Source organism: Streptomyces sp. AA4 (assembly GCF_000158875.1).
Taxonomy (GTDB): domain Bacteria; phylum Actinomycetota; class Actinomycetes; order Mycobacteriales; family Pseudonocardiaceae; genus Amycolatopsis.
Genome location: NZ_GG657746.1, coordinates 7680500 through 7700974, shown reverse-complemented (window position 1 = coordinate 7700974; position 20475 = coordinate 7680500). Strand labels below are relative to the sequence as shown.

Sequence of the window (20475 nt, the reverse complement as noted above, 5' to 3'; positions counted from 1 at the left end):
CCCCGAACCGCAGGGAGGCTTCGTATCGGGGTGCGGGGGAGGGGCTGGGTGCCTCGATGGTTGGGGGGGTTCGGCTGCGGTTTACCGAAGCTGGGCCTTCAAGGTTTGTGCGGCTGCTTTGGGGTCTTCTGCTTCGGTGATTGCCCGGACTACGACGATGCGGGTGGCGCCTGCGGCCAGTACTTCGGGCAGGCGGGTTTCGTCGATGCCGCCGATGGCGAACCAGGGGCGGTCGGTTCCGCTTGCGGCGGTGGCGCGGACCAGGTCCAGGCCGGGGGCGTAGCGGCCCGGTTTGGTGGGGGTGGGCCAGCACGGGCCGGTGCAGAAGTAGTTCACTCCCGTCTCGGTGGCGGCTGCGGTGGCTTGCTGCTCCGAATGGGTGGATCGGCCGATCACTACGTCGTCGCCAAGGACTCGGCGGGCCAGGGAGACCGGGATGTCGTCTTGGCCCAGGTGCAGGACGTCGGCGCCGACAGCCAGGGCTACGTCTGCTCGGTCGTTTACCGAGAGCAGCGCTCCGTGACGGGCGCAGGCCTCTGCCAGGACCTCTAGTGCCGCGATTTCCTGCTTGGCCTCCAGCGGGGCGCCGCCGGTCTTGTCCCGCAGCTGCACGATGTCGACGCCGCCCGCCAAGGCCGCGTCGGCGAACTCGGCTAGGTCGCCTCGCGAGGTGCGGGCGTCGGTGCACAGGTACAGGCGCGCGTCGGCTAGCCGGGTGCGAATTTGGTCTCCGGTCAAGGCAGGCATGGCGGTGACGTTACCCGCGCGCTACGGTGTGGGAGTCCGCACGGGAGCCCGAGGCAAACGGGCTGAGAGGGAGCTGCCGCTCCGACCGTGGAACCTGATCCGGGTCATGCCGGCGCAGGGAGCGTGATTCCACTGTGAACACCAGCACCACAACCGTCACTGTCGTCGGCGGCGGCGTCATCGGGCTGTCCGCGGCCTGGCGCGCGGCCGCCCGCGGATGGCGCGTCACGGTCGTCGACCCTGAACCCGTGCGCGGCGGGGCCTCCTGGCTCGCCGGCGGGATGCTCGCGCCGGTCACCGAGGCGTGGCCGGGCGAGGAAGCCGTGCTCAGCCTGGGGGAAGCGTCGCTGCGACGCTGGCCGGGCTTCGCGCGCGACCTCGCCGACGAGGGCACCGATCCCGGGCTCGCCGAGCACGGCACGATCGTCGTCGGGTTCGACAGCGCCGACGCCGGGCACCTCGACATCCTCGCCGGGTACCTGCGTTCGCTCGGCCGTGACGTCGAGACCCTCACCGGGCGCGAGGTGAAGCGGCTCGCGCCGGGCGTCGGCTCGGTGCGCAGCGGCCTGCACGTGCCGGGTGATTTAGCCGTGGACAACCGGAAACTGCTTACTGCGCTGAGCGAAGCGGCTACGAAGCGTGGGGTCGAGTTCCGGCGCGAGCGGCTGCGGAGTCTCTCCGAAGTGTCCGGTCCGGTGATCCTCGCTGCGGGCGCGTGGACCGGTCAGTTGCATCCGTTGCTGGAGCACGCCGTACGCCCGCTGAAGGGCGAGATTCTGCGACTGCGTCCGCGTCGTGGCTGCCTGCCGCCTCCGCCGTACACGGTGCGCGCGATGGTCGAAGGGCGGCCGATCTATCTGGTACCGCGAGAAGACGGCGAACTGGTCCTTGGCGCGACGCAGTACGAAGCCGGTTTCGACCAGGCCGTCACCGCGCGCGGCGTACGCGAGTTGCTGGAAGGCGCGGAACGAATTCTGCCTGGCATCACGGAGTACGAGCTGGTGGAAGTCGCAGCCGGACTGCGTGCCGCGAGTCGGGACGCTTTGCCGTACATCGGCGAAGTGCGCGAAGGCGTGTACGCGGCGACAGGACATCACCGCAACGGTTTGCTGATGGCGCCCGCGACTGCGGACGCTGTGGTCGCGTGGCTGGCTGGCGAAGCCCCGCCGCCGGAGGTCGCCGCGGCGACGCCCGCCCGTCTCGAGAAGGAGCGAGTCTGATGGAGATCAAGGTCAACGGCGAATGGCGGGAATTTCCCGACGACAGCACCGTTTCCGCGGTCCTCGACGCGCTGGGAGCGGAACGCCGGGGCGTGGCCGTCGCGGTCAACGGCGTGGTGGTGCGGCGGGGCGAATGGGAAGAAGCGGTCGTGCCGAAGGGTGCCCAGCTCGAAGTGCTGACCGCGGTTCAAGGAGGTTGAGCATGGACGACCTGATCATCGGCGAACACAAGCTGTCGTCGCGATTGATCATCGGCACCGGTGGCGCGGCGAATCTCGAAGTGCTGGAACGAGCGCTGGTCGCGTCGGGCACCCAGCTCACCACCGTCGCGATGCGCCGCGCCGACGCCGAGGGCGGTTCCGGCGTGCTGGAGTTGTTGCGGCGCCTGGACATCGAGCTGCTGCCCAACACCGCGGGCTGCCGGACGGCGGCCGAGGCCGTGCTCACCGCCCAGCTGGCCCGCGAGGCGCTGGAAACGAACCTGGTCAAACTCGAGGTGCACGCCGACGACCGGACCCTGCTGCCCGATCCGCTGGAGACCCTCGAAGCCGCCGAACGCCTGGTGGCGGACGGATTCACGGTGTTCGTGTACACCAACGACGACCCGGTGCTCGCCCTCCGCCTGGAGGAGGCGGGGTGCGCCGCGGTGATGCCGCTCGGCGCCCCGATCGGCACCGGGCTGGGCATCCGGAACCCGCACAACATCGAGCTGATCGTCTCGCGCGCGTCGGTGCCGATCGTGCTGGACGCGGGGATCGGCACGGCGTCGGACGCCACGCTGGCGATGGAACTCGGCTGCTCGGCGGTGCTGCTGTCGACCGCGGTGACCCGCGCGGCGGATCCGGAACGAATGGCGCTGGCGATGCGGAGCGCGGTGGAGGCCGGGTACCTGGCGCGGGGTGCGGGAAGGGTTCCGCAGCGGTTTTGGGCGCAGGCGTCCAGCCCGCCTCGCTGAGCTGTTACCCCTCGACGACGATTTTGCCGCGCACGCCGCCGTTTTCGAGCGCGCGGTGTGCGTCGGCGATGTCGGCCAACGGAAACACCCGGTCCACCAACGGGCGCACCAACCCGGCGTCGACCCACCGGCTCAGGTCGGCGAGCAGGTCTGCCTTGGGGTTTCCGCTGAAGGCCCGCACCCAGCGGGTAGGGCGCAGGGAATTCGCTGCCAGATAACCGAGCGTGCGGACCGGATGGTCGAGGTCGAACGCGATCGCCACCATCCGTCCGCGCGGGGTCAGCAGGCGCCGGAAGGTGTCTAGGTCGCGGCCAACGGTGTCGAGGATGACGTCGAACTTCCCGAGGTCGCCTGGAACGCGGTAGTCGAGGGCGACCTCCGCGCCGAGTTCCCTTGCCAGTTCGAGGTTCTTGGCGCTGGTCAGCCCGGTCACGTGGGCGCCCATGGCTTTGCCGAGCTGCGTGGCCACAAATCCGACGCCACCCGTCGCGCCGCGGATCAGCAGGCGTTCGCCTGGCTTGAGGTGGGCTTTGTCGCGCAGCGCGGTGATCGCGGTGGTGCCCGCCAGCAACGATGCCGCCTCCGTGGGTTTCAGTCCGGCTGGCACGTGCGCCAGCCGACCGGCGGCCAGCACGGCGTACTCGGCGGCGGTGCCCACCCGTCGCCCGACGCCCCAGACGAGGTCGCCGACGGCGAATCTGCTCGTGCCGGGTTCCACGACCTCGCCGACCAGGTCCAGGCCGATCCGCTTGGGAAACCGCTTGCCGCTGAACGGAAGCAGCTTCCCGGACCGCAGCGCGAGTTCGCCGCCGTTGACCGTCAGCGCGCGCACTCGGACGAGGACTTCGCCGGGGCCGGGCACCGGGACCGGAACAGTGGTCTCGCGCAGGACTTCCGGTGGTCCGTAGCGGTCGTAGGCGATGGCTCGCATCGAAGTGGAAAGCATGTTCCACTTCTAGCACGGAAAGTGGAAAGGGTCTTCCGGTTCACGTAAAGTGAGAGGGTGCCGGAAAAATCGACTCGGTTGCGCACCGACGCCGCTCACAATCGCGCGCATATCCTCGAGGTCGCCGGGCGCACGTTCGAGACCGAGGGGCTGGACGTGTCGATGAGCGAGCTGGCACGGCGTGCCGGGCTCGGCGTCGCCACGGTGTACCGCCATTTCCCGACCAAGGCCGACCTGGTCGCCGCGGCCTTCGCGGAGCCGATGGCCGAATGCGCGGGCATGCTCGACGAGGCGCTCGCCGACCCCGATCCGTGGCGCGGCTTCAGCCGGGTGATCGAGGAGGTGTGCTCGATGCAGGCGCGCAACCACGGTTTCTCCGCCGCCATCGTGGCCGCGCTGCCGGAGCAGGCCGCCTTCGGGCAGTTGCGCGACCGGGCGATGCGGGCGTTCACCGAGTTGATCCGCCGGGCGCAGGAAGCCGGTGCGCTGCGGGCCGACTTCGCGGTTTCCGACCTGTCGTTGATCTTGCTGGCGAACGGCGGCTTGCGGTCGGGCGCGGGAGCCGCGGCACCGGCGGCGTCGCGGCGGCTCGCGGCCTACCTGCTGCAGTCGTTCCGGGCGGAGACGGCCGCGCCGCTGCCGCCGCCTGCGGAGCTTCCGCTCGACGGGTCGGTGCTCTGAATGGGCGGCCAAGCTGCACAAATTGGCGGGTAATGGTGATTTCGCCCGCGCTTGACACGGATTGAGCACGGGTACGCCGTATGGTTGACGGCACCCTTTCCGGCGCACCCAGCGGCGGGCACCAGCGTCAGAAGGAGCCGATCGTGACTCTTTCCTCGGTCCAGGACGTAACGGGCCGGTTGTATCTAGCGGTGGGGCGGCTTTCCCGCTCGCTGCGCCAGGCGGGCGCGCCCGGACCGGGGCACGGCTCGATCTCCGCGCTGGCCACGCTCGTCCACTTCGGCGAGCTGCGCCTCGGCGACCTCGCCGCGAAGGAGGGCGTCGCGGCGGCCACGATGTCGCGAATCGTGGCCACGCTGGTGGAGGCCGGTTACGTCACCCGCGAATCCGACCCGGTCGACCGGCGCGCCTGGCTGGCCCGCGCCACCGAGGAAGGCGAACGCCTGGTCTCCGGCGTGCGGTCCACTCGCGTGCAGGAACTCAACCGCCGCCTCGACCGGCTCACCCCCGAGGCCCGCGAGTCGATCATCGCCGCGCTCCCCGCGCTGGAAGCCCTGATCTCCGACGAGGGCTAGCGCTCTTCCGGGGCCAGCCGCCAGAACGCCGACACCGGGCCGACTTTCGCGCCCATCGGGTACGAGTGTTCGACGGCCTGCGAGACAAACCATTTGCCGTAGCGGGCCGCTTCGACGACCGACATGCCCTTGGCCAGCCCTGCGGTGAGCGCCGAGGCCATCGTGTCGCCGGCCCCGTGTGTGTGCGGGGTCTGCCAGCGCGGACCGGGCAGCTCCACGAACGTCGAACCGTCGAAGAGCAGGTCGACGCACTCCGGGTCGGACTGCAGGTGGCCGCTCTTCACCAGCACATACTTCGGGCCGAGCTGGTGCAGCACGACGGCCGCGGTGTGCATGCCCTCGCGATCGGTCACCGTCATGCCGGTCAGCAGCCGCACCTCGTCCAGGTTCGGCGTGAGCACGGTGGCGCGCGGCAGGAGTTCGTCGCGCAGCGCGGCGAGGCCGTTGTCGTCGAACAGCGACTGACCGGTCATCGCCGCGGCCACCGGATCGACCACGAACGGGATCGCGCCGTCGCGCCCGATCCCGGCCTTGTCGCAGGCCGCCGCGACCGCGTGGATGATCTCCGCGGACGCGAGCATGCCGGTCTTCGCCGCGCCGACGCCCATGTCCGCCGCGACCGCCTCGATCTGGCCGGCCACGATGTGCGGCGGCAGATCGGCGCGGTCGTGCACGCCGAGCGTGTTCTGGACGGTGACCGCGGTGACCGCGACCAGGCCGTGCACCCCGCAGGTGAGGAAGGTCCGCAGGTCCGCCTGCAGTCCGGCGGCCCCGCCGGAATCCGATCCGGCGATGGTGAGCGCGGAGGGCGGGCTCGGGTTCTCAGTCATGTGCGCGTTCCGACTTCTGGTCTGGTCCATTGAGGCAACAGTGCTTCATGCACAGTCCACCACGATGGCACAGTAAACGTCGCTGCTGGTCCAGTGACGAAGGAGACACCTGTGAAGCTCGCCGCGGCCGGTCTTCTGCTCCTGTCCGCGCTGGCCGTGCCCGGGGTGGCGCACGCGGACAGCCCGAAGCTCTCGCACGTGACCACGGTCGGCGTGCACAACACCTACGACCCCGCCGCGTACCCGTACCTCGCGCAGGCGCTGGACAACGGCTCGTCCCTGCTCGAACTGGACGTCTGGCCGGACTTCTTCACCCACGAGTGGAAGGTCAGCCATTCCACTCCGCTGGGCAACGGCAACAACTGCGTCGACGCGCATTCGGCGGCCGACCTTTACTCCGGCGGGACCAACAAGGATCTCGAATCGTGTCTGGACGACATCCGGATCTGGCTCGGCGCGCATCCCGGCCGGGGGCCGCTCACGCTGAAGATCGAAATGAAGACCGGCTTTTCGGCGAATACCGGCCTCGGCCCGGCCCAGTTGGACGCGGCGTTCCGCGACCACCTCGGGGACGCCGTGTTCAAGCCCGCCGATCTGCTCGGCAGTCACGCCACGCTGGATGAAGCGTCCAAAGCGGACAACTGGCCGACGCTGGACGCGTTGCGGGGCAAGGTGCTCACGGAGATCATCCCCGGCACCGTCGAGGAAGGGAACCCGACGGACACCCTCCACACCGACGTCGAGTACGCCGGGTATTTGCTGGCTCAGAAGGCCGCCGGGAAGCTGAATTCGGTACAGATCTTCCCCACCGTGCACGGTGCCGCGGGCGGCGACCCGCGCGACAAATACTCCGCGGAGCAGAAACCGTGGTTTGTCGTATTCGACGGAGACGCGAGCGAATGGCTCGCCAAGGCCGGAATGTCCTGGTACGACGACAACCACTACTACGTCGTGATGACCGACGCCCAGAACGTCGCGCCGGCCATCGACGACCACAACCCGACCGTCGACCAGGCGACTCAGCGCGTGGCCGAACTGGCCAAGCAGCACGCGTCCGTGGTGACGTCCGACTGGACCGGCCTCACGACCGTGCTGCCGACGGTGGACGCGCGCGGCTAGAACCGCGGCGGCGGCTTCAGCACCGACATCCGGTATTGGTACACGGCTTGCGCTTCGGCGATCCCCGGCCGGGGCGTGACGCCCGACTTGCGGATCGCTTTGACCGCCGAAGCGGTGCGGTGCTCGGTGACCAGGCCGTCGACCTCGTGCTGCGCCTCAAGCGGCAGCCTCGCCCACAACGCTTCCGGTGTCTCGCTCATCCGGCCAGTGTCGCATTCACTGCGGGTTCGCGAGCCGCCAGAACGGGGAAACCGGGCCGACGCCGGCCCCGAGCGGATACGCCTCCAGGACGCAGCGCTCGATGAACCGCTTCGCCTCCGCGACCGCGGTGGGCACGTCCGCGCCCTTCGCGAGCGACGAGGTGATCGCCGACGCCATCGTGTCGCCGCCGCCGTGGGTGTTTTCCGTGTCGATGCGCGGACCGCTCAGCTCGATCACCGCCGAACCGTCGGTGAGCAGGTCGACGCAATCCGCGGCGTCGTAGAGGTGCCCGCCCTTCACCAGCACCCACTGGGAACCGAACTCCAGCAACGCTTCCGCGGCCGTGCGCTGGCTCGCCGCGTCGGTGACCGTGACGCCGGTCAGCAGCCGGACCTCGTCGAGGTTCGGCGTGATGAGCGTGGCGCGCGGGAACAGTTCGGTCCGGATCGCTTCCAGCGCTTCTTCGCGCAGCAACGCGTGGCCGGTCATCGACGCGGCTACCGGGTCGACCACGAACGGCGTGTCCGTCGTGCGTCCAATGTGGACTTCATCCAGCGTTTTCGCCACTGCCTGAATGATTTCCGCAGTGGCGAGCATGCCGGTCTTCGCCGCGTTGACGCCCATGTCCTCGGCGACCGCTTTGATCTGCGCGGTGACGACGTCGGCCGGGATTTCGGAGAAGCCTTGCACGCCCAGCGAATTCTGCACGGTGACCGCGGTGAGCGCGACCAGTCCGTGCACGCCGTTGGCGAAGAACGTGCGCAGGTCGGCCTGCACGCCCGCACCACCGCCGGAATCGGATCCGGCGATGGTGAGGGCGGTGCGAGGGGTGAGGCTCACTGGTTGACCACGGGCAGGTAGACCTTGTTGCCCTGCTCGGAAAACTCCGCGGACTTCTCGGCCATGCCCGCCTCGATCGCCTCCACGGACGACAGACCGTGCTCCTCGGCGTACTTGCGCACGTCCTGGGTGATCCGCATCGAGCAGAACTTCGGCCCGCACATCGAGCAGAAGTGCGCGGTCTTCGCCGGTTCCGCGGGAAGCGTCTCGTCGTGGAAGGACCGCGCGGTGTCCGGGTCGAGCGACAGGTTGAACTGGTCGTTCCACCGGAATTCGAAGCGGGCCTTGGACAATTCGTCGTCCCAGTCCTGCGCGTACTGGTGGCCCTTGGCGAGGTCGGCGGCGTGCGCGGCGATCTTGTAGGTGATCACGCCGGTCTTCACGTCGTCGCGGTTGGGCAGGCCCAGGTGCTCCTTCGGCGTGACGTAGCACAGCATCGCCGTGCCGTACCAGCCGATCTGCGCCGCGCCGATCGCCGAGGTGATGTGGTCGTACGCCGGGGCGATGTCCGTGGCGAGCGGGCCGAGCGTGTAGAACGGGGCCTCGCCGGTGAGCTTCTCTTCCAGCTCGACGTTTTCCTTGATCTTGTGCATCGGCACGTGGCCGGGGCCCTCAATCATCACCTGCACGTCGTGCTCGCGGGCGATGTGCGTCAGCTCGCCGAGGGTTTCCAATTCGGCGAACTGGGCACGGTCGTTGGCGTCCGCGATCGAGCCGGGGCGGAGGCCGTCGCCGAGCGAGAACGTCACGTCGTACTCGCGCAGGATCTCGCACAGCTCGGAGAAATGCGTGTACAGGAAGGATTCCTGGTGGTGCGCGAGACACCAGGCCGCCATGATCGACCCGCCGCGGCTGACGATGCCAGTGACCCGGCGCGCGGTGAGCGGGATGTAGCGCAGCAGCACGCCGGCGTGCACCGTCATATAGTCGACGCCCTGCTCGCACTGCTCGATCACGGTGTCGCGGTAGATCTCCCAGGTGAGCTTTTCCGGCTCCCCGTTGACCTTTTCCAGCGCCTGGTAGATCGGCACGGTGCCGACCGGGACCGGCGAATTGCGCACGATCCACTCGCGCGTCTCGTGGATCCGCTTGCCGGTGGAGAGGTCCATGATCGTGTCGGCGCCCCAGCGGGTGGCCCACACCATCTTGTCGACCTCTTCCTCCACAGAGGACCAGACGGCCGAGTTTCCCATGTTGGCGTTGATCTTCACCAGGAAGTTCTTGCCGATGATCATCGGCTCGGTCTCCGGATGCTTGCGGTTGACCGGGATCACCGCGCGCCCGCGGGCGACCTCGTCCCGCACGAACTCCGGAGTGCAGCGCTCGCGCGCGGCGATGAACTCCATTTCCCGGGTGATCACCCCGGCTTTCGCCCAGCCGAGCTGGGTGTTGTGCTCCCGCCCGTCGGCCCAGCCGGACCGAAGCGGGTGCAGTCCATTGTGGACATCGATGTTCGCGTCCGGATCGGTGTAGGGGCCGGACGTGTCGTACACGTCGAAATGCTCCCCGTTCGACAGGTCGATCCGCCGAGCCGGAACCCGCAGCCCGGATTCGGTGCGGTGGTAGACCTTCCGCGAGCCGGTGATCGGCCCGGTGGTGACGGACGGGGCGATGGCACCCTGGTTTTCCAGCGTCGTCAACGACGTTCACTCCCTACGCCGGCATTACCCGGTCAGGTTCATGCGGTCGGTGACGCCGGGTGTCCGCGAGATGGACACCAGTCACCCTCTCAGCCCGCCAAGGCGCGAGCTCCCGCGTTGCATTCGGTTGAGGTTGCTCGTCCGACGATGCCATGGCGCCTAGGCCGGACACAACCCTCCCGCCCGTCTGGCCGAAGGACGACGAAGGCCTCCTCGGCGATTCCGAGGAGGCCTTCGGGGAATTCGGCGCGGGTCAGGCGTCCGCGGGTTCCTTGGGCGGCAGCCAGGTCAGCCCGGGCACGCCCCACTTGTTCTTCTTGAGCATCTTCTTCGCCGCGCGCGCGTGGCGGCCGACGAGACGGTCCAGGTAAATGAACCCGTCGAGGTGATCGGTCTCATGCTGGAGGCAGCGCGCGAAGTAGCCGGTGCCCTCGACCTCGATCGGATTGCCCTCGACGTCGAAACCGGTCACCTTCGCCCATTTGGCGCGTCCGGTCGGGTACGACTCGCCGGGCGCGGACAGGCAGCCCTCCCAGTCGTCGTCCGGGTCCGGCATGGTCTCCGGGATCTCGGAGGTCTCCAGCTTCGGGTTGACCACCACGCCCTTGTGCTCGACGCCCTCGTCGTCCGGGCAGTCGTATACGAACACCCGCAGGTCGAGCCCGATCTGGTTGGCCGCGAGGCCCACGCCCTCGGCCGCGTACATGGTCTCGAACATGTCCTCGACGAGGGCGGCGAGCTTGTCGTCGAACTCGGTGATCTCGCGCGTGGGCTGGTGCAGCACGGGTTCGCCGGCGATGCAGATGGGGTGGACGGTCACGGACGCCGAGTTTAGTCGGACCCTTCTGGTACACCTGGATCGGACCGTGACGCGCCGTGTCGGATGCCCATGTCGAGCATGGGTTCCGTGGTTCAATGACGCCCGCGGAAGGACTGCCGACACCGATTGCGAGGACCGCATGGACGCCGCGGAGTCGATGGCTGGGAACCAGCCGTCGCCGCCGGAAAATGTCGGTGGCCTGACCGAACGCGAACTGGACATTCTCGCGTTCGAGCGGCAGTGGTGGCGCCACGCCGGGGCGAAGGAGAACGCCATCCGGGAGCGCTTCGGACTGTCCTCCACCCGTTACTACCAGTTGCTGAACACGCTGCTGGCCAAGCCGGAGGCCGTCGCGGCCGATCCGATGCTGGTCAAGCGGCTGCGCAAAACGCGCGCCGCCCGTCAGCGCAAACGCGGGGCCCGGCGGTTGGGGATCGAGCTGTCATGAGCGTCTTCTCGGGACTGTCCAGGCCGTTGAAGGCCGCGGGCGTCGCGCTGATCGGGGTCGCGGTGGTCGCCGCCGTCATCGGCGGGATCACCGTGCTCAACACGAGCGGGGACCAGAACGCCGGACCGACCACGTCCGGCGAGCCCACCGCGCCCGGCGGATCGTCGTCGGCCGCGCCGGGGCAGTCGTCCTCGGCGGCTCCCAGCTCCGCGCCGTCGTCGCCCGCGTCGTCGGCCCCGGCCTCGTCGTCCGCCGCGTCGTCGGCTCCGGCTTCGAACCCGGCCGGGCAGCCCGGCGCCCAGCCGGGCCAGCAGCCCGGGCAGCCGGGCCAGGCGGGTCCGGACCAGCAGGCCTCCAACAAGTGGGTCACCCTGCGGGTCTACAACAACTCGCTGATCAAGCACCTCGCCGAACAGGCCGCCGCCGACTTCCGCGGCTCGGGCTGGAACGTCGCCGAGGTCGGCAACTACAAAGACGGCGTCATCCCGACGACCACGGCCTACTTCCGGCCGGGCACCGACGAGGAAGCCGCGGCGAAACAGCTGGCCAAGGAGTTCGGCTTCCAGGCCCAGCCCCGGTTCGAGGGCATCCAGAACTCGAGCCCCGGGGTGATAGTGATCATCACGAAGGACTACCAGCCCCGGCACTCGGGCAGCTGACCTTCCTCGATACCGATGACGGCCCGCGCTACGGCGCGGGCTTTGTCATGTCCGCCGGGCCGCGCGCCGGGCTGCTGCCTCGGCTGGCCCGCGTTCGGAGCGGCGAGCCGCGTGGCTCTTCGCTCCTGCGGAGGTCCGTGAGGGGAACCCTGAGGGACTCTGATTCCCTCAGGGTGGCCCTCACGGATTTCGACCTCGCGCGTCGCGCCCCTTCGGTCGGTGCCGAGCGAGCAGCTCAACGCTCTTGCTGCGCCTGCGCGTACGCCTCCAGCGTCGCCAGCTGCGCGGCGTCCAGCGACGGCCGCACCGCCTCGCGCGCCTTCGCCAGGTGCGCCGCGGTCACCTCGCGGGCTTCCAGCGACTCGCGCATCGCGGTCAGTGCCGCCTCCCGGATCAGCGCGGCGCAGTCGGCGGCCGAGTAGCCCTCCAGCGCCTCCGCGGTGGCCGCGAGGTCCACATCGGACGCCAGCGGGGTGTGCTTGGCCGTCGCGGCGAGGATCGCGGCGCGGGATTCGGCGTCCGGCGGCGGGACGTAGATCCGCCGCTCCAGCCGTCCGGGGCGGAGCAGGGCCGGGTCGACCAGTTCGGGCCGGTTCGTCGCGCCCAGCACGACGACCTCGCGCATCGGCTCGACGCCGTCGAGTTCGGTGAGCAGCGCGGCGACCACGCGGTCGGCCACGCCGGAGTCGGACGACTGGCCGCGGCGCGGGGCGAGCGCGTCGATCTCGTCCAGGAAGATCAGCGACGGCGCGGCGTCGGCGGCCCGGCGGAAGAGGTCGCGGACCGCGCGTTCGGATTCGCCGACCCATTTGTCCAGCAGTTCCGCGCCCTTGATCGCGAACACGTTCAGCGCGCCGGTGCCGGCGAGCGCCCGGACGAGGAACGTCTTGCCGCCGCCGGGCGGGCCGTAGAGCAGCACGCCGCGCGGCGGTTCGATGCCGAGCCGGGCGAACGAATCCGGATAGCGCAGCGGCCACAGCACCGTTTCGGTGAGCGCCTCCTTGACCGACGTCATGTTGCCGACGTCGTCCAGGGTCAGCCCGCCGGTGGCCAGATTGTCCGAAGTGGACAGGGAGATCGGCCGGACGGTGGCCAGCGCGTCGAGCAGGTCCTGCTGGGAGATCTTGGGTTCGTCCACGTCTCGCTGCCGCAGCGCGGCCCGCAACGCGGCGTCCCGGCGCAGGGCGAGCAGGTCGGCGGCGACGAAGCCGGGGGTCCGTTCGGCGAGCACGCCCAGGTCGGCCCCGGCTTCGACCGGCACGTCGCGGAGCAGGATCCGCAGCAGCTCGACGCGGGTTTTCGCCTCCGGCAGCGGCAGTCCCAGCTCGCGGTCGAGCAGGTCCGCGCCGCTCAGCCGCGGATCCACCGACTCGGCCCGCGCGGTCGTGGCCACCACGGCCAGCCCGTCCCGGCGCAGCGCGGTGCGCAGTTCTTCCAGCACCACGGTGGCCACCGGCGGCGGCTGAGTGGCTGGGAGAAGCGCGTCGATGTCGTTGATCAACAGCACGCCGGGACTGTCGCCGTCCCCGGCCCGGTCGATCGCCTCGCGCAGCGAACGGTGCGCCGCATTCGGTTCCAGCACCGCGATATTCGGCGCGGTCACCGACACCACGCGCACCTTCTCCGCCGCGGCGACCGACCGCACGAGCGTCGCCTTGCCGACGCCTTCCGGCCCCGACAGCAGCACACCCAGATGTGCCGACGTGCCCAGCTTCGCCAAGAGTTCGGGCCGGTGGAACGCCAGATCGAACCACTCGGACAGCTTGCGCGCCGCGCTCTCGGCCCCGACCAGATCCGCGACCGGCACCGGCTCGTCCAGCTCTTCCTCGCGCGCCTCGGTGACGACCTCTTCGACGATCTCCGCTTCGAGGTAATCCTCGGCCGCGGTGACGGCAGTGGTGCGGACGAGCGCGGTCGCGGTGCGCGTCGGAGATTCGCTGGCCGGCGTCCCAGTACGGGCCCCGTCCCGCCAACTGACCACAGTGGACGGTCCAACCACGACCACGCCAGCCGGTTCCGTCGCCGTGACGGTCAGCAGTTCGTTGGTCCACGTCGCCCCGATCACGCGGGACAGCTGGCCGCGCACAGCGGCGACGTCCGAGCCCGGCGCGGGCGCGAGGTCTTGCGGCAACAGGGAAACCGCGTCCCCGCGGGTCAAAACCTTGCCAGTGAGCGCGAGCCGCAACGTCTGCGGCGAAACCGAAACCGACGCCAGCCGAGAGCCGGACACAGTGACCGTGCGGGCAGCGGTGACCTCCGCGGGCGAGACAACGACCTCGCCGCCCTCAGCGACGCCGAGGTTCGACATGGTGACGTCATCGGTCAGCACGACCCCTGGTGTCGCCTCCTCCGCGGCGGGCGCGGCCAACGCGGCAGTGCGCCGCGCGCCGGTGAGGTGCACGGCGTCCCAGGCCCGCAGGCCGAGCGCGTCGAGCACTTCCGGGTGCAGCCGGACAACGCCCCGCCGCGCGTCGAGCGCGGACGGCGTGTGCCGGACGGTCAAGGTGATCTGCGGATCGCTCACGCTTCTCACCCTAATGAACTCGCGGCCGGTTATGCGCGAACGAGCGGAGCGCCGTTCGCGTTCCCGGGGCCGGAAGCCGATTTGCGCGTTGCCCCACACGATCAGGGTGGGCAGGTCCGGGAGGCCGCCGGGGGCGTTGAAGGTGATCGACAGCATGCTGGGCGCGCTGCTGGACGCCGGACTGGGCGACGTGGAAACCGTGCGCGCGTACCGCTCCTTGACCGGCCTCGCGTTCGGTGCCGCGCTCACTGAGGAAACCGGACTGGCCGGGGCGCCGCTAGACCGTGCCGAGCCGGTCGACGACTGGTTCCGCCGGATGGCGACGCCCAGCGAGACACCGCATCTGCACCGCCTGCTGCCCGTGCTGACCGACGCGGACTGCAGGCAGGATTTCGAGACGCAGCTGGACCTGCTGGTGTCCGCGCTGGGGAAGGCCGGAAACTAGCGGCGCCGGATGCCGATCCGTCGCCAGCTGCGCCGCCGCTGGGTTGGTCCGGACGTGGCTGAGCTGTGGTCCCGCTCGCGCAGGTTCCGGCTCCGCACCAGGTCCGAGTTCGTCCGCCGCACCGCGCGCATCGCCGCACCGGCGACCCGGCCCGACGCGGGGCGCAACCGCAGCCGGCGGTGGCTGCGGGCCCGGCGGATCGCCCGGCGTTCGCGCGGCGGCACTTCCCAAGCCTCCGGGTGCGCGGCGAGCCAGCGGTGCCGGTAGACCGAGTACGGGATGTGCAGCAGGTACAGCACCAGCGCGACCGCCAGCGCGGCCAGCGGGAACACGATGATCGCGGCGGCCAGCAGACCGACGCCCACGAGCAGCGGCGCGATCGCCTTCGCCGGGGCCTTCACGGTCTTGAGCGACAGCGTCGGGATGCGGCTGATCAGCAGCGCGGCGACCGCGATGGTCCACACGAGCACCACGTACTGCTCGGACCACCAGCCCTCGCCCCACTGCAGCGTGGCGATCAGCGGCAGCATCGCGACCAGCCCGCCGGCCGGAGCGGGCACGCCGACGAAGAACTCGGCGGCGTACGGCGGCTGGTCGGTGTCGTCGAGCAGCGTGTTGAAGCGGGCGAGCCGCAGGATCATGCAGACCGCGAAGATCAGCGACGCGACCCAGCCGATCCGGTCGCCGTGCGCCTGCCAGACGTAGAGCACCAGCGCGGGCGCGACGCCGAACGAGATGCCGTCGGACAGCGAGTCGAGTTCGGCGCCCATTTTGGACGTCGCGTCGAGCAGCCGGGCGATGCGGCCGTCGAGGCTGTCGAGGACGGCGGCGATGCCGATCGAGCCGATCGCCATGGCGTAGTTGCCGGCGAGGGCGAACTGCACCGAGGAGAGTCCGGCGCAGAGCGCGAGCACGGTGATCGCGTTCGGCAGCAGCCGGACGCCCGGGGTGGTCACGCGGACCATGGTCAGCTTTCTCCCTGCGCAGGAAGTTCGGCGAGCACGGTTTCGCCGCCGACGGTGCGCTGGCCCTTGGCCACCACGACCTTGCTTCCCGGCGGCAGGTAAGTGTCGACGCGCGAGCCGAAGCGGATGATGCCGTAGGTCTCGCCGGCGGCCACCTTGTCGCCCTCGCGGACGTCGCACCGGATCCGGCGCGCGACCAGCCCGGCGATCTGCACGACGACGAGCTCGTGGCCGTCGACGGTGTGCAGCACCAGCGAATTGCGCTCGTTGACCTCGCTCGCCTTGTCGAGGTCCGCCGAAAGGAACTTGCCCGGCTTGTACGCGACCTTCGAGATCACGCCGGCCGCCGGCGTGCGCTGGACGTGCACGTCGTAGACCGACAGGAACACGCTCACCCGCATCCGCGGTTCGGCGGGAAGGCCGAGCTCGGCGGGCGGCACCGCTTCCTCGATGAGCGAGACGGTGCCGTCGGCGGCCGAGATCGCGACGTTGTCCCGGACCGGGGGCACGCGCTTCGGCTCGCGGAAGAACGCCGTTATGCCCGCGGTGGCGAGCGCGCCGGCCACGCCGAGGCGCTTGGAGAACCGGCGCAGCACGAAGGTCGCGGCGAGGCCGCCGAGGAGGAACGGCCGTCCTGCCGGGTGCATCGGCGGGAACGTCTCGCGGGCCAGCTGGACGGCGTGCGCGAGGGGGTTACCGGTGGGCTGGCCGCTCATGGGTCGAGTTCCCCGCTGTTCGTCTCGGTCGGTGTAAGGGTCCGATTTGGGCTTCCCCACGCTACCGCCCGCCTGCGGCGGACCCGGCAGGCCCTGGTCGTAAGGGTTGTCCCGGCGCGGGTGGGCGCGACCACAAACCGGTAACGACGCGTCGAACAATCCGATAACACCGAGTAGTTGACGCCGCTCGGGACCGGTGCCCGGGCCGACCTGGCGAGGGAGACGATGTCGGTACCCGATCTGCTCGCGCAGCTGTTGCGCGCCTGGCGCCGGGATGTCCTCTCGACGCCCATTCCCCAGCTCGTCGACCCCGCGCAGGCGGCCCGGCTCGTGCGCGACGCGGCCCGGGTGCATGCGTCCCCCGACGAAGCACGCACCCGGGCGCGGAACGGATCAGTTTAGCCCGCTGCCCAGGTGTTCTGACAGATCGTCGGGAAACTGTTACCAACGGTCACGATCGCGCCGGCGCGAGGTCGCGGCGCTGACCAGCCGCAACACGAGCAGCAGCACGATCGCGCCGAGGATGGCGACGCCGAAGCTCGGGAAATCGAATTCGAAGTGCTGCTGCTCGCCGGTCGCGAGCCGGTAGATGAAGCCGCCGAGGGCCGCCCCGACCACGCCGACCAGCACGCTGACGAGACAGCCCTGCCGCTGTCGTTCCCGGCCGCCGACCACGAGGTTCGCGATCCAGCCGACCAGCGCGCCGAAGACGATCCACAGGATGATGCCCATGTCCGCGAGGATACCTTCGGCCATTGCACAAGAGCTGTTGTACAACTACTCTTGTGCATCATGGAGGTACGCGATTCCCAGGTGCTGGCCGCGATGTCGCATCCGCTGCGCCGCCGCTTGCTGGACGTGCTGAAACTCGACGGTCCGGCCACCGCGTCGGTACTCGCGGAGAAAACCGGGCAGGCGGTGGGCAACGTGAGCCACCATCTGAAGGTGCTCTCCGGGGCCGGTTTGGTGGTCGAGGCGCCGGAGCTGGCGCGCGACCGGCGGGAGCGGTGGTGGCGGCGTCCCTCGGGTTCGTTGTCGTGGGCCACCTCGGACTTCGCCGGAGATCCGGTGGCGGACGTCGCGGAGGCGGTGAGCCTGGACCGGCAGATGACGTTGGCGCGGACCTGGCTTTCGGAAATGGAGACGGCTCCGGCGGAATGGCGGGACGCGTGGTTCTCGTCTGATGCGTGGATGCGGTTGACGCCGTTGGAATTGGCGGAGCTGAACGAGCGGATCTTGGCGCTGTTCGAGGAATTCGGCGCTAAGGCGGCTGCGGACCCTTCTGGTGAACGACAGCCGGTTTTCGTCTTTGGGCGCGGTTTCCGAGCGCAGCCGTGAAGGGGGCCGCGTTCCGTCTCTTGTGGACTGGGCAGACAGTCAGCACGGTCGGCAGCGCGGTGGCCAGTGCGTCGGTGCCGTTGGTGGCGTTGCTCGTGCTGCATGCCTCGACGTTCGAAGTCGCTTCTCTGACCGCGGCGGCTTGGCTTCCCTGGCTCGCGGTGGGTTTGCCCGCCGGGGCTTGGGTCGACCGATGGCCCAAACGGCGGGTGATGCTGGTCTGTGACGTCATCCAGATGGCAGCTTTCCTCGCGGTTCCTGTTTCGTGGTCCGTTGGCCTTCTTTCTTTTGCGGTGCTCTTGTCCGCCGCTTTGGTCGGCGGCTTCGCCAAAGTTTTCTTCACCCTCGCTTATCGGGCCTTCCTTCCGTCCGTTGTGGACGATGCCGCCCTGTTGGGAGTCAACGTCCGGCTGCAAGGCGCGGAATCTGCGGCACAAGTAGGCGGCCCTGGTCTGGCGGGATTGCTGGCTTCCGCGTTCGGTCCGGTCAGCGGTGTGCTCGTGGATGCGGTGAGCTTCGGGTTTTCCGCTCTGTGTCTAGGTTTCCTTCGTGCGGATGAGCCGCCTCCGCGCCCTCGAACGCGCTTGCTTTCCGAAATCGCCGAAGGCACGCGAATCGTGGCACGAGACGCTTACCTGCGGGTTTTGGTCTTGTCCGGCGGGGTCGCGAACCTGGCGCTGAACGGCTTCTATGCGGTGGCCGTGGTCTTCTTGGTCGAGGATTTGGGCCAAGGCCCGTTTTCTGTCGGACTCGTGCTCGCCCTGGGCGAGGTAGGCGGTGTCCTAGGCGCGACACTGGTGAGCCGAGTCGCCCGCCGAACCGGTACTGCGTGGGGTTTCCTGTGGTGCGAGGCCTTGGTGGTCCCCGCCATGCTGCTCGGCCCGCTCGCCCAGCCCGGGTGGGGTTTGACGCTGTTCGTCCTCGCCGGAGCCGGCATCGCGGCGGGGGTGGTGGGGTCGAATGTGCTCGGCGCGACGTTCCGGCAGCGGTATTGCCCGCGCCATCTCTATGGGCGGATCAGCGCGAGTTCGTCGATGATCAACTATGGCACGATCCCGCTGGGCGCCCTGGTCGGCGGAGCGCTCGGCCAGGCGGCCGGGGTGCGGGTGGCGATGTTCGCGATGGTGGGGGTTCAGCTGGTGTCGCTGGGGGTGCTGCTGGTGGGTCCGCTGCGGCGGGAGCGGGACTTTCCCCAAGTCGCGCTTGCTGTGGACAACCCGGTCGAAGGGGCTGGGGTTGTCGGTGGGGGTGGATAGACTGGAGCAGGGCCGTCCCCCAGAGGAGGGCGGGGGTCGCGTCTCCCGGGGTTTGGGGCGGAAAGAGGCTCCGGCGCACGGAATCCAGCTAAGCGGGGAAGCTCGGTGCCGGGCCTCGAGCGTGACGTGATGAACGATCCGCTCGCCGGAACGCCAAGGGGCCCCGGCCTAGGCCAGCCCAGCCGCCTCAACCCAAACCCGCTGCCGCAGACCTCGCTCGCCCAAAGCTAAAGCCGCACAGACGCCACCCAAAACTAAAGCAGCAGCACCTCAACCTCATCCCCCTCCGAGGCAGCCGAAACCTCCTCCGGCAGCACGATCAAGCAATTCGCCTGCGTAAACGCCGCCAGCAAATGCGACCCCGGTCCACCCTTCGGCCCGACCACCCCGGTCACCTCGCCAAGCACCGGCGTGAAGAACCCCCGCCGATACTGCCGTCGCCCGGCCGGTGAAGTCATGTCCTCAGTCAGCCGAGCCCGCACCCGGCGCCGGTCCACGTCCGAATGGCCCATTGCCGACAGCACCGCCGGGCGCAGGAACGCCTCGAACGACACCAGCACACTCACCGGATTCCCCGGCAGCGTCACCACCGGCACGCCGTTCCACCGGCCGCATCCCTGGGGGCCGCCCGGTTGCATCGCGATTTTCTGGAATTCCACGCCTTGTCCGGTCAGCGCGTCCTTCACCACTTCGTACGCGCCCGCCGACACCCCGCCCGACGTGATCAGCAGGTCCGCCGACTCCAGCCTTGGCTCGATGATCTTGCGGAATTCCTCCACGTCGTCGACCACGCTGCGGACGACCTCGACCTGGCACCCGAGTTCCCGCAGCGCCGCCGCCAGCATCACGCTGTTCGATTCGTAGATCTGCCCGTGCTGCAACGGGTTCGGGGCTTCCACCAGCTCGGTTCCGGTCGACACCACCAGCACCGACAGCGGCCGGTACACCTCCAGTTCCGCCAAGCCGACCGCCGCGGCCAGGCCGAGGTGGGCGTGGCTCAGCACGGTGCCCGCGTGCAACGCGACGGTCCCCTTCGTCACGTCCTCGCCGGTCCGGCGGATGTGGTTGCCGACAGACGCCGCGCGGGAGATCCGGACTTCCGCGGTCCCGCGGTCGGTGTCCTCGACCATCACGATCGCGTCCGCGCCCGGCGGCAGCGGCGCACCGGTCATGATCCGCTGAGCGGTACCCGGTTCGAGCGGTTTGACGTCGACCCTCCCGGCCGGGATGTCGTCCGCCACGGGGAGCGTCACCGGCACGTCGGCGACGTCCGCGGCGCGCACCGCGTACCCGTCCATCGCCGAGTTGTCGAACGGCGGCAGCGCCACCCCGGCGAGCACGTCGCGGGCCAGGACGAGCCCGGCCGCCTCGGCGACGGGAACGGTGCGGACGGGCGCGCGGCCGAGCAGTTCGGTCACGGTCTCGCGGTATTCGTCGACGGAGATCACGCGGACCATCCTCCCTCTTGCTGCCCGTCGTGCAACACTCTCCCGGCACAAGCCGGGGAGTACGGGGAGAGTTCTGATGCAGTTTCTGGTCCGCAACCAGCC

At 69.7% G+C, this 20475-nt stretch carries 24 protein-coding genes and 2 riboswitches; of the genes, 12 read left to right on the top strand and 12 right to left on the bottom strand.

Annotation, left to right across the window (positions count from 1 at the left end; all coding sequences use genetic code 11):
- Nucleotides 1–81: 81 nt before the first annotated feature.
- Nucleotides 82–747, bottom strand: coding sequence for a thiamine phosphate synthase (gene thiE / locus SSMG_RS35080; RefSeq protein WP_009084042.1), 666 nt, complete (start codon nt 745–747; stop codon nt 82–84).
- 30 nt (nt 748–777) lie between these two features.
- Nucleotides 778–885, top strand: a riboswitch (TPP riboswitch).
- Between thiE and thiO the strand changes: the two genes are divergently transcribed.
- From thiO to SSMG_RS35065, 3 genes are all read left to right on the top strand, one after another.
- Complete coding sequence (thiO, locus tag SSMG_RS35075; protein WP_009084040.1) at nt 882–1967, top strand: glycine oxidase ThiO; 1086 nt, start codon at nt 882–884, stop codon at nt 1965–1967. It overlaps the preceding riboswitch by 4 nt.
- The gene (gene thiS / locus SSMG_RS35070; RefSeq protein ID WP_009084038.1) at nt 1967–2167 is read left to right on the top strand and encodes a sulfur carrier protein ThiS; all 201 of its coding nucleotides are present in this window, start codon (nt 1967–1969) and stop codon (nt 2165–2167) included. The genes thiO and thiS overlap by 1 nt, the downstream gene beginning before the upstream one ends.
- Complete coding sequence (locus tag SSMG_RS35065) at nt 2164–2922, top strand: thiazole synthase (RefSeq protein WP_086024923.1); 759 nt, start codon at nt 2164–2166, stop codon at nt 2920–2922. Before thiS ends, SSMG_RS35065 begins: the two co-directional genes overlap by 4 nt.
- A 4-nt stretch (nt 2923–2926) precedes the next feature.
- On the opposite strand, the gene SSMG_RS35060 is transcribed toward SSMG_RS35065, so the two are convergent.
- Nucleotides 2927–3868: an NAD(P)-dependent alcohol dehydrogenase gene (locus tag SSMG_RS35060; protein ID WP_009084034.1), complete on the bottom strand. Its 942-nt coding sequence runs from the start codon at nt 3866–3868 to the stop codon at nt 2927–2929.
- Between the two features lie 57 nt (nt 3869–3925).
- Between SSMG_RS35060 and SSMG_RS35055 the strand changes: the two genes are divergently transcribed.
- Together SSMG_RS35055 and SSMG_RS35050 are read left to right on the top strand one after the other, a co-directional pair.
- A complete protein-coding gene (locus tag SSMG_RS35055; protein WP_009084032.1) occupies nt 3926–4549 on the top strand; it encodes a TetR/AcrR family transcriptional regulator in 624 nt (207 codons plus the stop codon).
- 143 nt (nt 4550–4692) lie between these two features.
- Nucleotides 4693–5124, top strand: a complete 432-nt coding sequence (locus SSMG_RS35050; RefSeq protein WP_037718524.1) for a MarR family winged helix-turn-helix transcriptional regulator — start codon at nt 4693–4695, stop codon at nt 5122–5124.
- Here SSMG_RS35050 and thiD (SSMG_RS35045) read toward each other — a convergent pair.
- Entirely contained in the window at nt 5121–5954 is an 834-nt protein-coding gene (thiD, locus tag SSMG_RS35045; RefSeq protein WP_037715873.1) for a bifunctional hydroxymethylpyrimidine kinase/phosphomethylpyrimidine kinase, read from the bottom strand. The two genes, SSMG_RS35050 and thiD (SSMG_RS35045), sit on opposite strands and share 4 nt — an antisense overlap.
- A 111-nt stretch (nt 5955–6065) precedes the next feature.
- Here thiD (SSMG_RS35045) and SSMG_RS35040 point away from each other — a divergent pair, with 111 nt between their 5' ends.
- A complete protein-coding gene (locus SSMG_RS35040) occupies nt 6066–7073 on the top strand; it encodes a phosphatidylinositol-specific phospholipase C domain-containing protein (protein ID WP_037715870.1) in 1008 nt (335 codons plus the stop codon).
- Here the strand turns inward: SSMG_RS35040 and SSMG_RS35035 are convergent.
- The 4 genes from SSMG_RS35035 to SSMG_RS35020 form a co-directional block, all read right to left on the bottom strand.
- Nucleotides 7070–7273 (bottom strand): hypothetical protein, encoded by a 204-nt coding sequence (locus SSMG_RS35035; RefSeq protein ID WP_009084024.1) that lies wholly within the window; start codon nt 7271–7273, stop codon nt 7070–7072. The genes SSMG_RS35040 and SSMG_RS35035 overlap by 4 nt on opposite strands.
- 16 nt (nt 7274–7289) lie before the next feature.
- A complete protein-coding gene (gene thiD / locus SSMG_RS35030) occupies nt 7290–8114 on the bottom strand; it encodes a bifunctional hydroxymethylpyrimidine kinase/phosphomethylpyrimidine kinase (RefSeq protein WP_009084022.1) in 825 nt (274 codons plus the stop codon).
- Nucleotides 8111–9700 carry a phosphomethylpyrimidine synthase ThiC gene (gene thiC / locus SSMG_RS35025; RefSeq protein ID WP_286157090.1) on the bottom strand — a complete coding sequence of 530 codons (1590 nt, stop codon included), beginning with the start codon at nt 9698–9700 and terminating at the stop codon, nt 8111–8113. Before thiC ends, thiD (SSMG_RS35030) begins: the two co-directional genes overlap by 4 nt.
- A gap of 47 nt (nt 9701–9747) precedes the next feature.
- A riboswitch (TPP riboswitch) is annotated at nt 9748–9880 on the bottom strand.
- A 127-nt stretch (nt 9881–10007) separates the two neighbouring features.
- The gene (locus tag SSMG_RS35020) at nt 10008–10574 is read right to left on the bottom strand and encodes a peptide deformylase (RefSeq protein ID WP_009084018.1); all 567 of its coding nucleotides are present in this window, start codon (nt 10572–10574) and stop codon (nt 10008–10010) included.
- A gap of 139 nt (nt 10575–10713) precedes the next feature.
- Between SSMG_RS35020 and SSMG_RS35015 the strand changes: the two genes are divergently transcribed.
- Nucleotides 10714–11022, top strand: coding sequence for a DUF3263 domain-containing protein (locus tag SSMG_RS35015; RefSeq protein WP_009084016.1), 309 nt, complete (start codon nt 10714–10716; stop codon nt 11020–11022).
- Entirely contained in the window at nt 11019–11681 is a 663-nt protein-coding gene (locus SSMG_RS35010; protein ID WP_009084014.1) for a LytR C-terminal domain-containing protein, read from the top strand. The genes SSMG_RS35015 and SSMG_RS35010 overlap by 4 nt, the downstream gene beginning before the upstream one ends.
- 235 nt (nt 11682–11916) lie before the next feature.
- On the opposite strand, the gene SSMG_RS35005 is transcribed toward SSMG_RS35010, so the two are convergent.
- A complete protein-coding gene (locus SSMG_RS35005; RefSeq protein WP_037718518.1) occupies nt 11917–14205 on the bottom strand; it encodes an AAA family ATPase in 2289 nt (762 codons plus the stop codon).
- A gap of 13 nt (nt 14206–14218) precedes the next feature.
- Between SSMG_RS35005 and SSMG_RS35000 the strand changes: the two genes are divergently transcribed.
- Nucleotides 14219–14650, top strand: coding sequence for a TetR/AcrR family transcriptional regulator C-terminal domain-containing protein (locus SSMG_RS35000; protein WP_078560999.1), 432 nt, complete (start codon nt 14219–14221; stop codon nt 14648–14650).
- Here SSMG_RS35000 and pssA read toward each other — a convergent pair.
- Both pssA and SSMG_RS34990 read right to left on the bottom strand, forming a co-directional pair.
- On the bottom strand, nt 14647–15606 hold the full coding sequence (gene pssA, locus SSMG_RS34995) for a CDP-diacylglycerol--serine O-phosphatidyltransferase (protein ID WP_286156996.1): 960 nt from the start codon (nt 15604–15606) through the stop codon (nt 14647–14649). The genes SSMG_RS35000 and pssA overlap by 4 nt on opposite strands.
- Nucleotides 15607–15617: 11 nt before the next feature.
- Nucleotides 15618–16331 (bottom strand): phosphatidylserine decarboxylase, encoded by a 714-nt coding sequence (locus SSMG_RS34990; protein WP_009084007.1) that lies wholly within the window; start codon nt 16329–16331, stop codon nt 15618–15620.
- A 225-nt stretch (nt 16332–16556) separates the two neighbouring features.
- Here SSMG_RS34990 and SSMG_RS46475 point away from each other — a divergent pair, with 225 nt between their 5' ends.
- A complete protein-coding gene (locus SSMG_RS46475; RefSeq protein WP_199786076.1) occupies nt 16557–16733 on the top strand; it encodes a hypothetical protein in 177 nt (58 codons plus the stop codon).
- 39 nt (nt 16734–16772) lie between these two features.
- Here the strand turns inward: SSMG_RS46475 and SSMG_RS34980 are convergent, their stop codons facing one another.
- The gene (locus SSMG_RS34980) at nt 16773–17063 is read right to left on the bottom strand and encodes a GlsB/YeaQ/YmgE family stress response membrane protein (protein ID WP_037718514.1); all 291 of its coding nucleotides are present in this window, start codon (nt 17061–17063) and stop codon (nt 16773–16775) included.
- Between the two features lie 60 nt (nt 17064–17123).
- Here SSMG_RS34980 and SSMG_RS34975 point away from each other — a divergent pair, with 60 nt between their 5' ends.
- Nucleotides 17124–17669, top strand: a complete 546-nt coding sequence (locus tag SSMG_RS34975) for a helix-turn-helix transcriptional regulator (RefSeq protein ID WP_037715868.1) — start codon at nt 17124–17126, stop codon at nt 17667–17669.
- A complete protein-coding gene (locus tag SSMG_RS34970; protein ID WP_050788352.1) occupies nt 17666–18925 on the top strand; it encodes an MFS transporter in 1260 nt (419 codons plus the stop codon). The genes SSMG_RS34975 and SSMG_RS34970 overlap by 4 nt, the downstream gene beginning before the upstream one ends.
- A 254-nt stretch (nt 18926–19179) precedes the next feature.
- On the opposite strand, the gene glp is transcribed toward SSMG_RS34970, so the two are convergent.
- On the bottom strand, nt 19180–20382 hold the full coding sequence (glp, locus tag SSMG_RS34965) for a gephyrin-like molybdotransferase Glp (protein ID WP_009083997.1): 1203 nt from the start codon (nt 20380–20382) through the stop codon (nt 19180–19182).
- Between the last annotated feature and the right edge of the window lie 93 nt (nt 20383–20475).

Excerpts from the sequence above, each read along its gene's own strand:
- SSMG_RS35000 (WP_078560999.1), top strand. The coding sequence starts at position 14,219 with ATGAACTCGCGGCCGGTTATGCGCGAACGAGCGGAGCGCCGTTCGCGT.
- thiE (WP_009084042.1), bottom strand. The coding sequence starts at position 747 with ATGCCTGCCTTGACCGGAGACCAAATTCGCACCCGGCTAGCCGACGCG.
- SSMG_RS34975 (WP_037715868.1), top strand. The coding sequence starts at position 17,124 with ATGGAGGTACGCGATTCCCAGGTGCTGGCCGCGATGTCGCATCCGCTG.
- SSMG_RS35010 (WP_009084014.1), top strand. The coding sequence starts at position 11,019 with ATGAGCGTCTTCTCGGGACTGTCCAGGCCGTTGAAGGCCGCGGGCGTC.
- thiS (WP_009084038.1), top strand. The coding sequence starts at position 1,967 with ATGGAGATCAAGGTCAACGGCGAATGGCGGGAATTTCCCGACGACAGC.
- thiD (WP_037715873.1), bottom strand. The coding sequence starts at position 5,954 with ATGACTGAGAACCCGAGCCCGCCCTCCGCGCTCACCATCGCCGGATCG.
- SSMG_RS34990 (WP_009084007.1), bottom strand. The coding sequence starts at position 16,331 with ATGAGCGGCCAGCCCACCGGTAACCCCCTCGCGCACGCCGTCCAGCTG.
- SSMG_RS46475 (WP_199786076.1), top strand. The coding sequence starts at position 16,557 with ATGTCGGTACCCGATCTGCTCGCGCAGCTGTTGCGCGCCTGGCGCCGG.
- SSMG_RS35015 (WP_009084016.1), top strand. The coding sequence starts at position 10,714 with ATGGACGCCGCGGAGTCGATGGCTGGGAACCAGCCGTCGCCGCCGGAA.
- glp (WP_009083997.1), bottom strand. The coding sequence starts at position 20,382 with ATGGTCCGCGTGATCTCCGTCGACGAATACCGCGAGACCGTGACCGAA.
- SSMG_RS35035 (WP_009084024.1), bottom strand. The coding sequence starts at position 7,273 with ATGAGCGAGACACCGGAAGCGTTGTGGGCGAGGCTGCCGCTTGAGGCG.
- SSMG_RS34980 (WP_037718514.1), bottom strand. The coding sequence starts at position 17,063 with ATGGGCATCATCCTGTGGATCGTCTTCGGCGCGCTGGTCGGCTGGATC.
- SSMG_RS35060 (WP_009084034.1), bottom strand. The coding sequence starts at position 3,868 with ATGCTTTCCACTTCGATGCGAGCCATCGCCTACGACCGCTACGGACCA.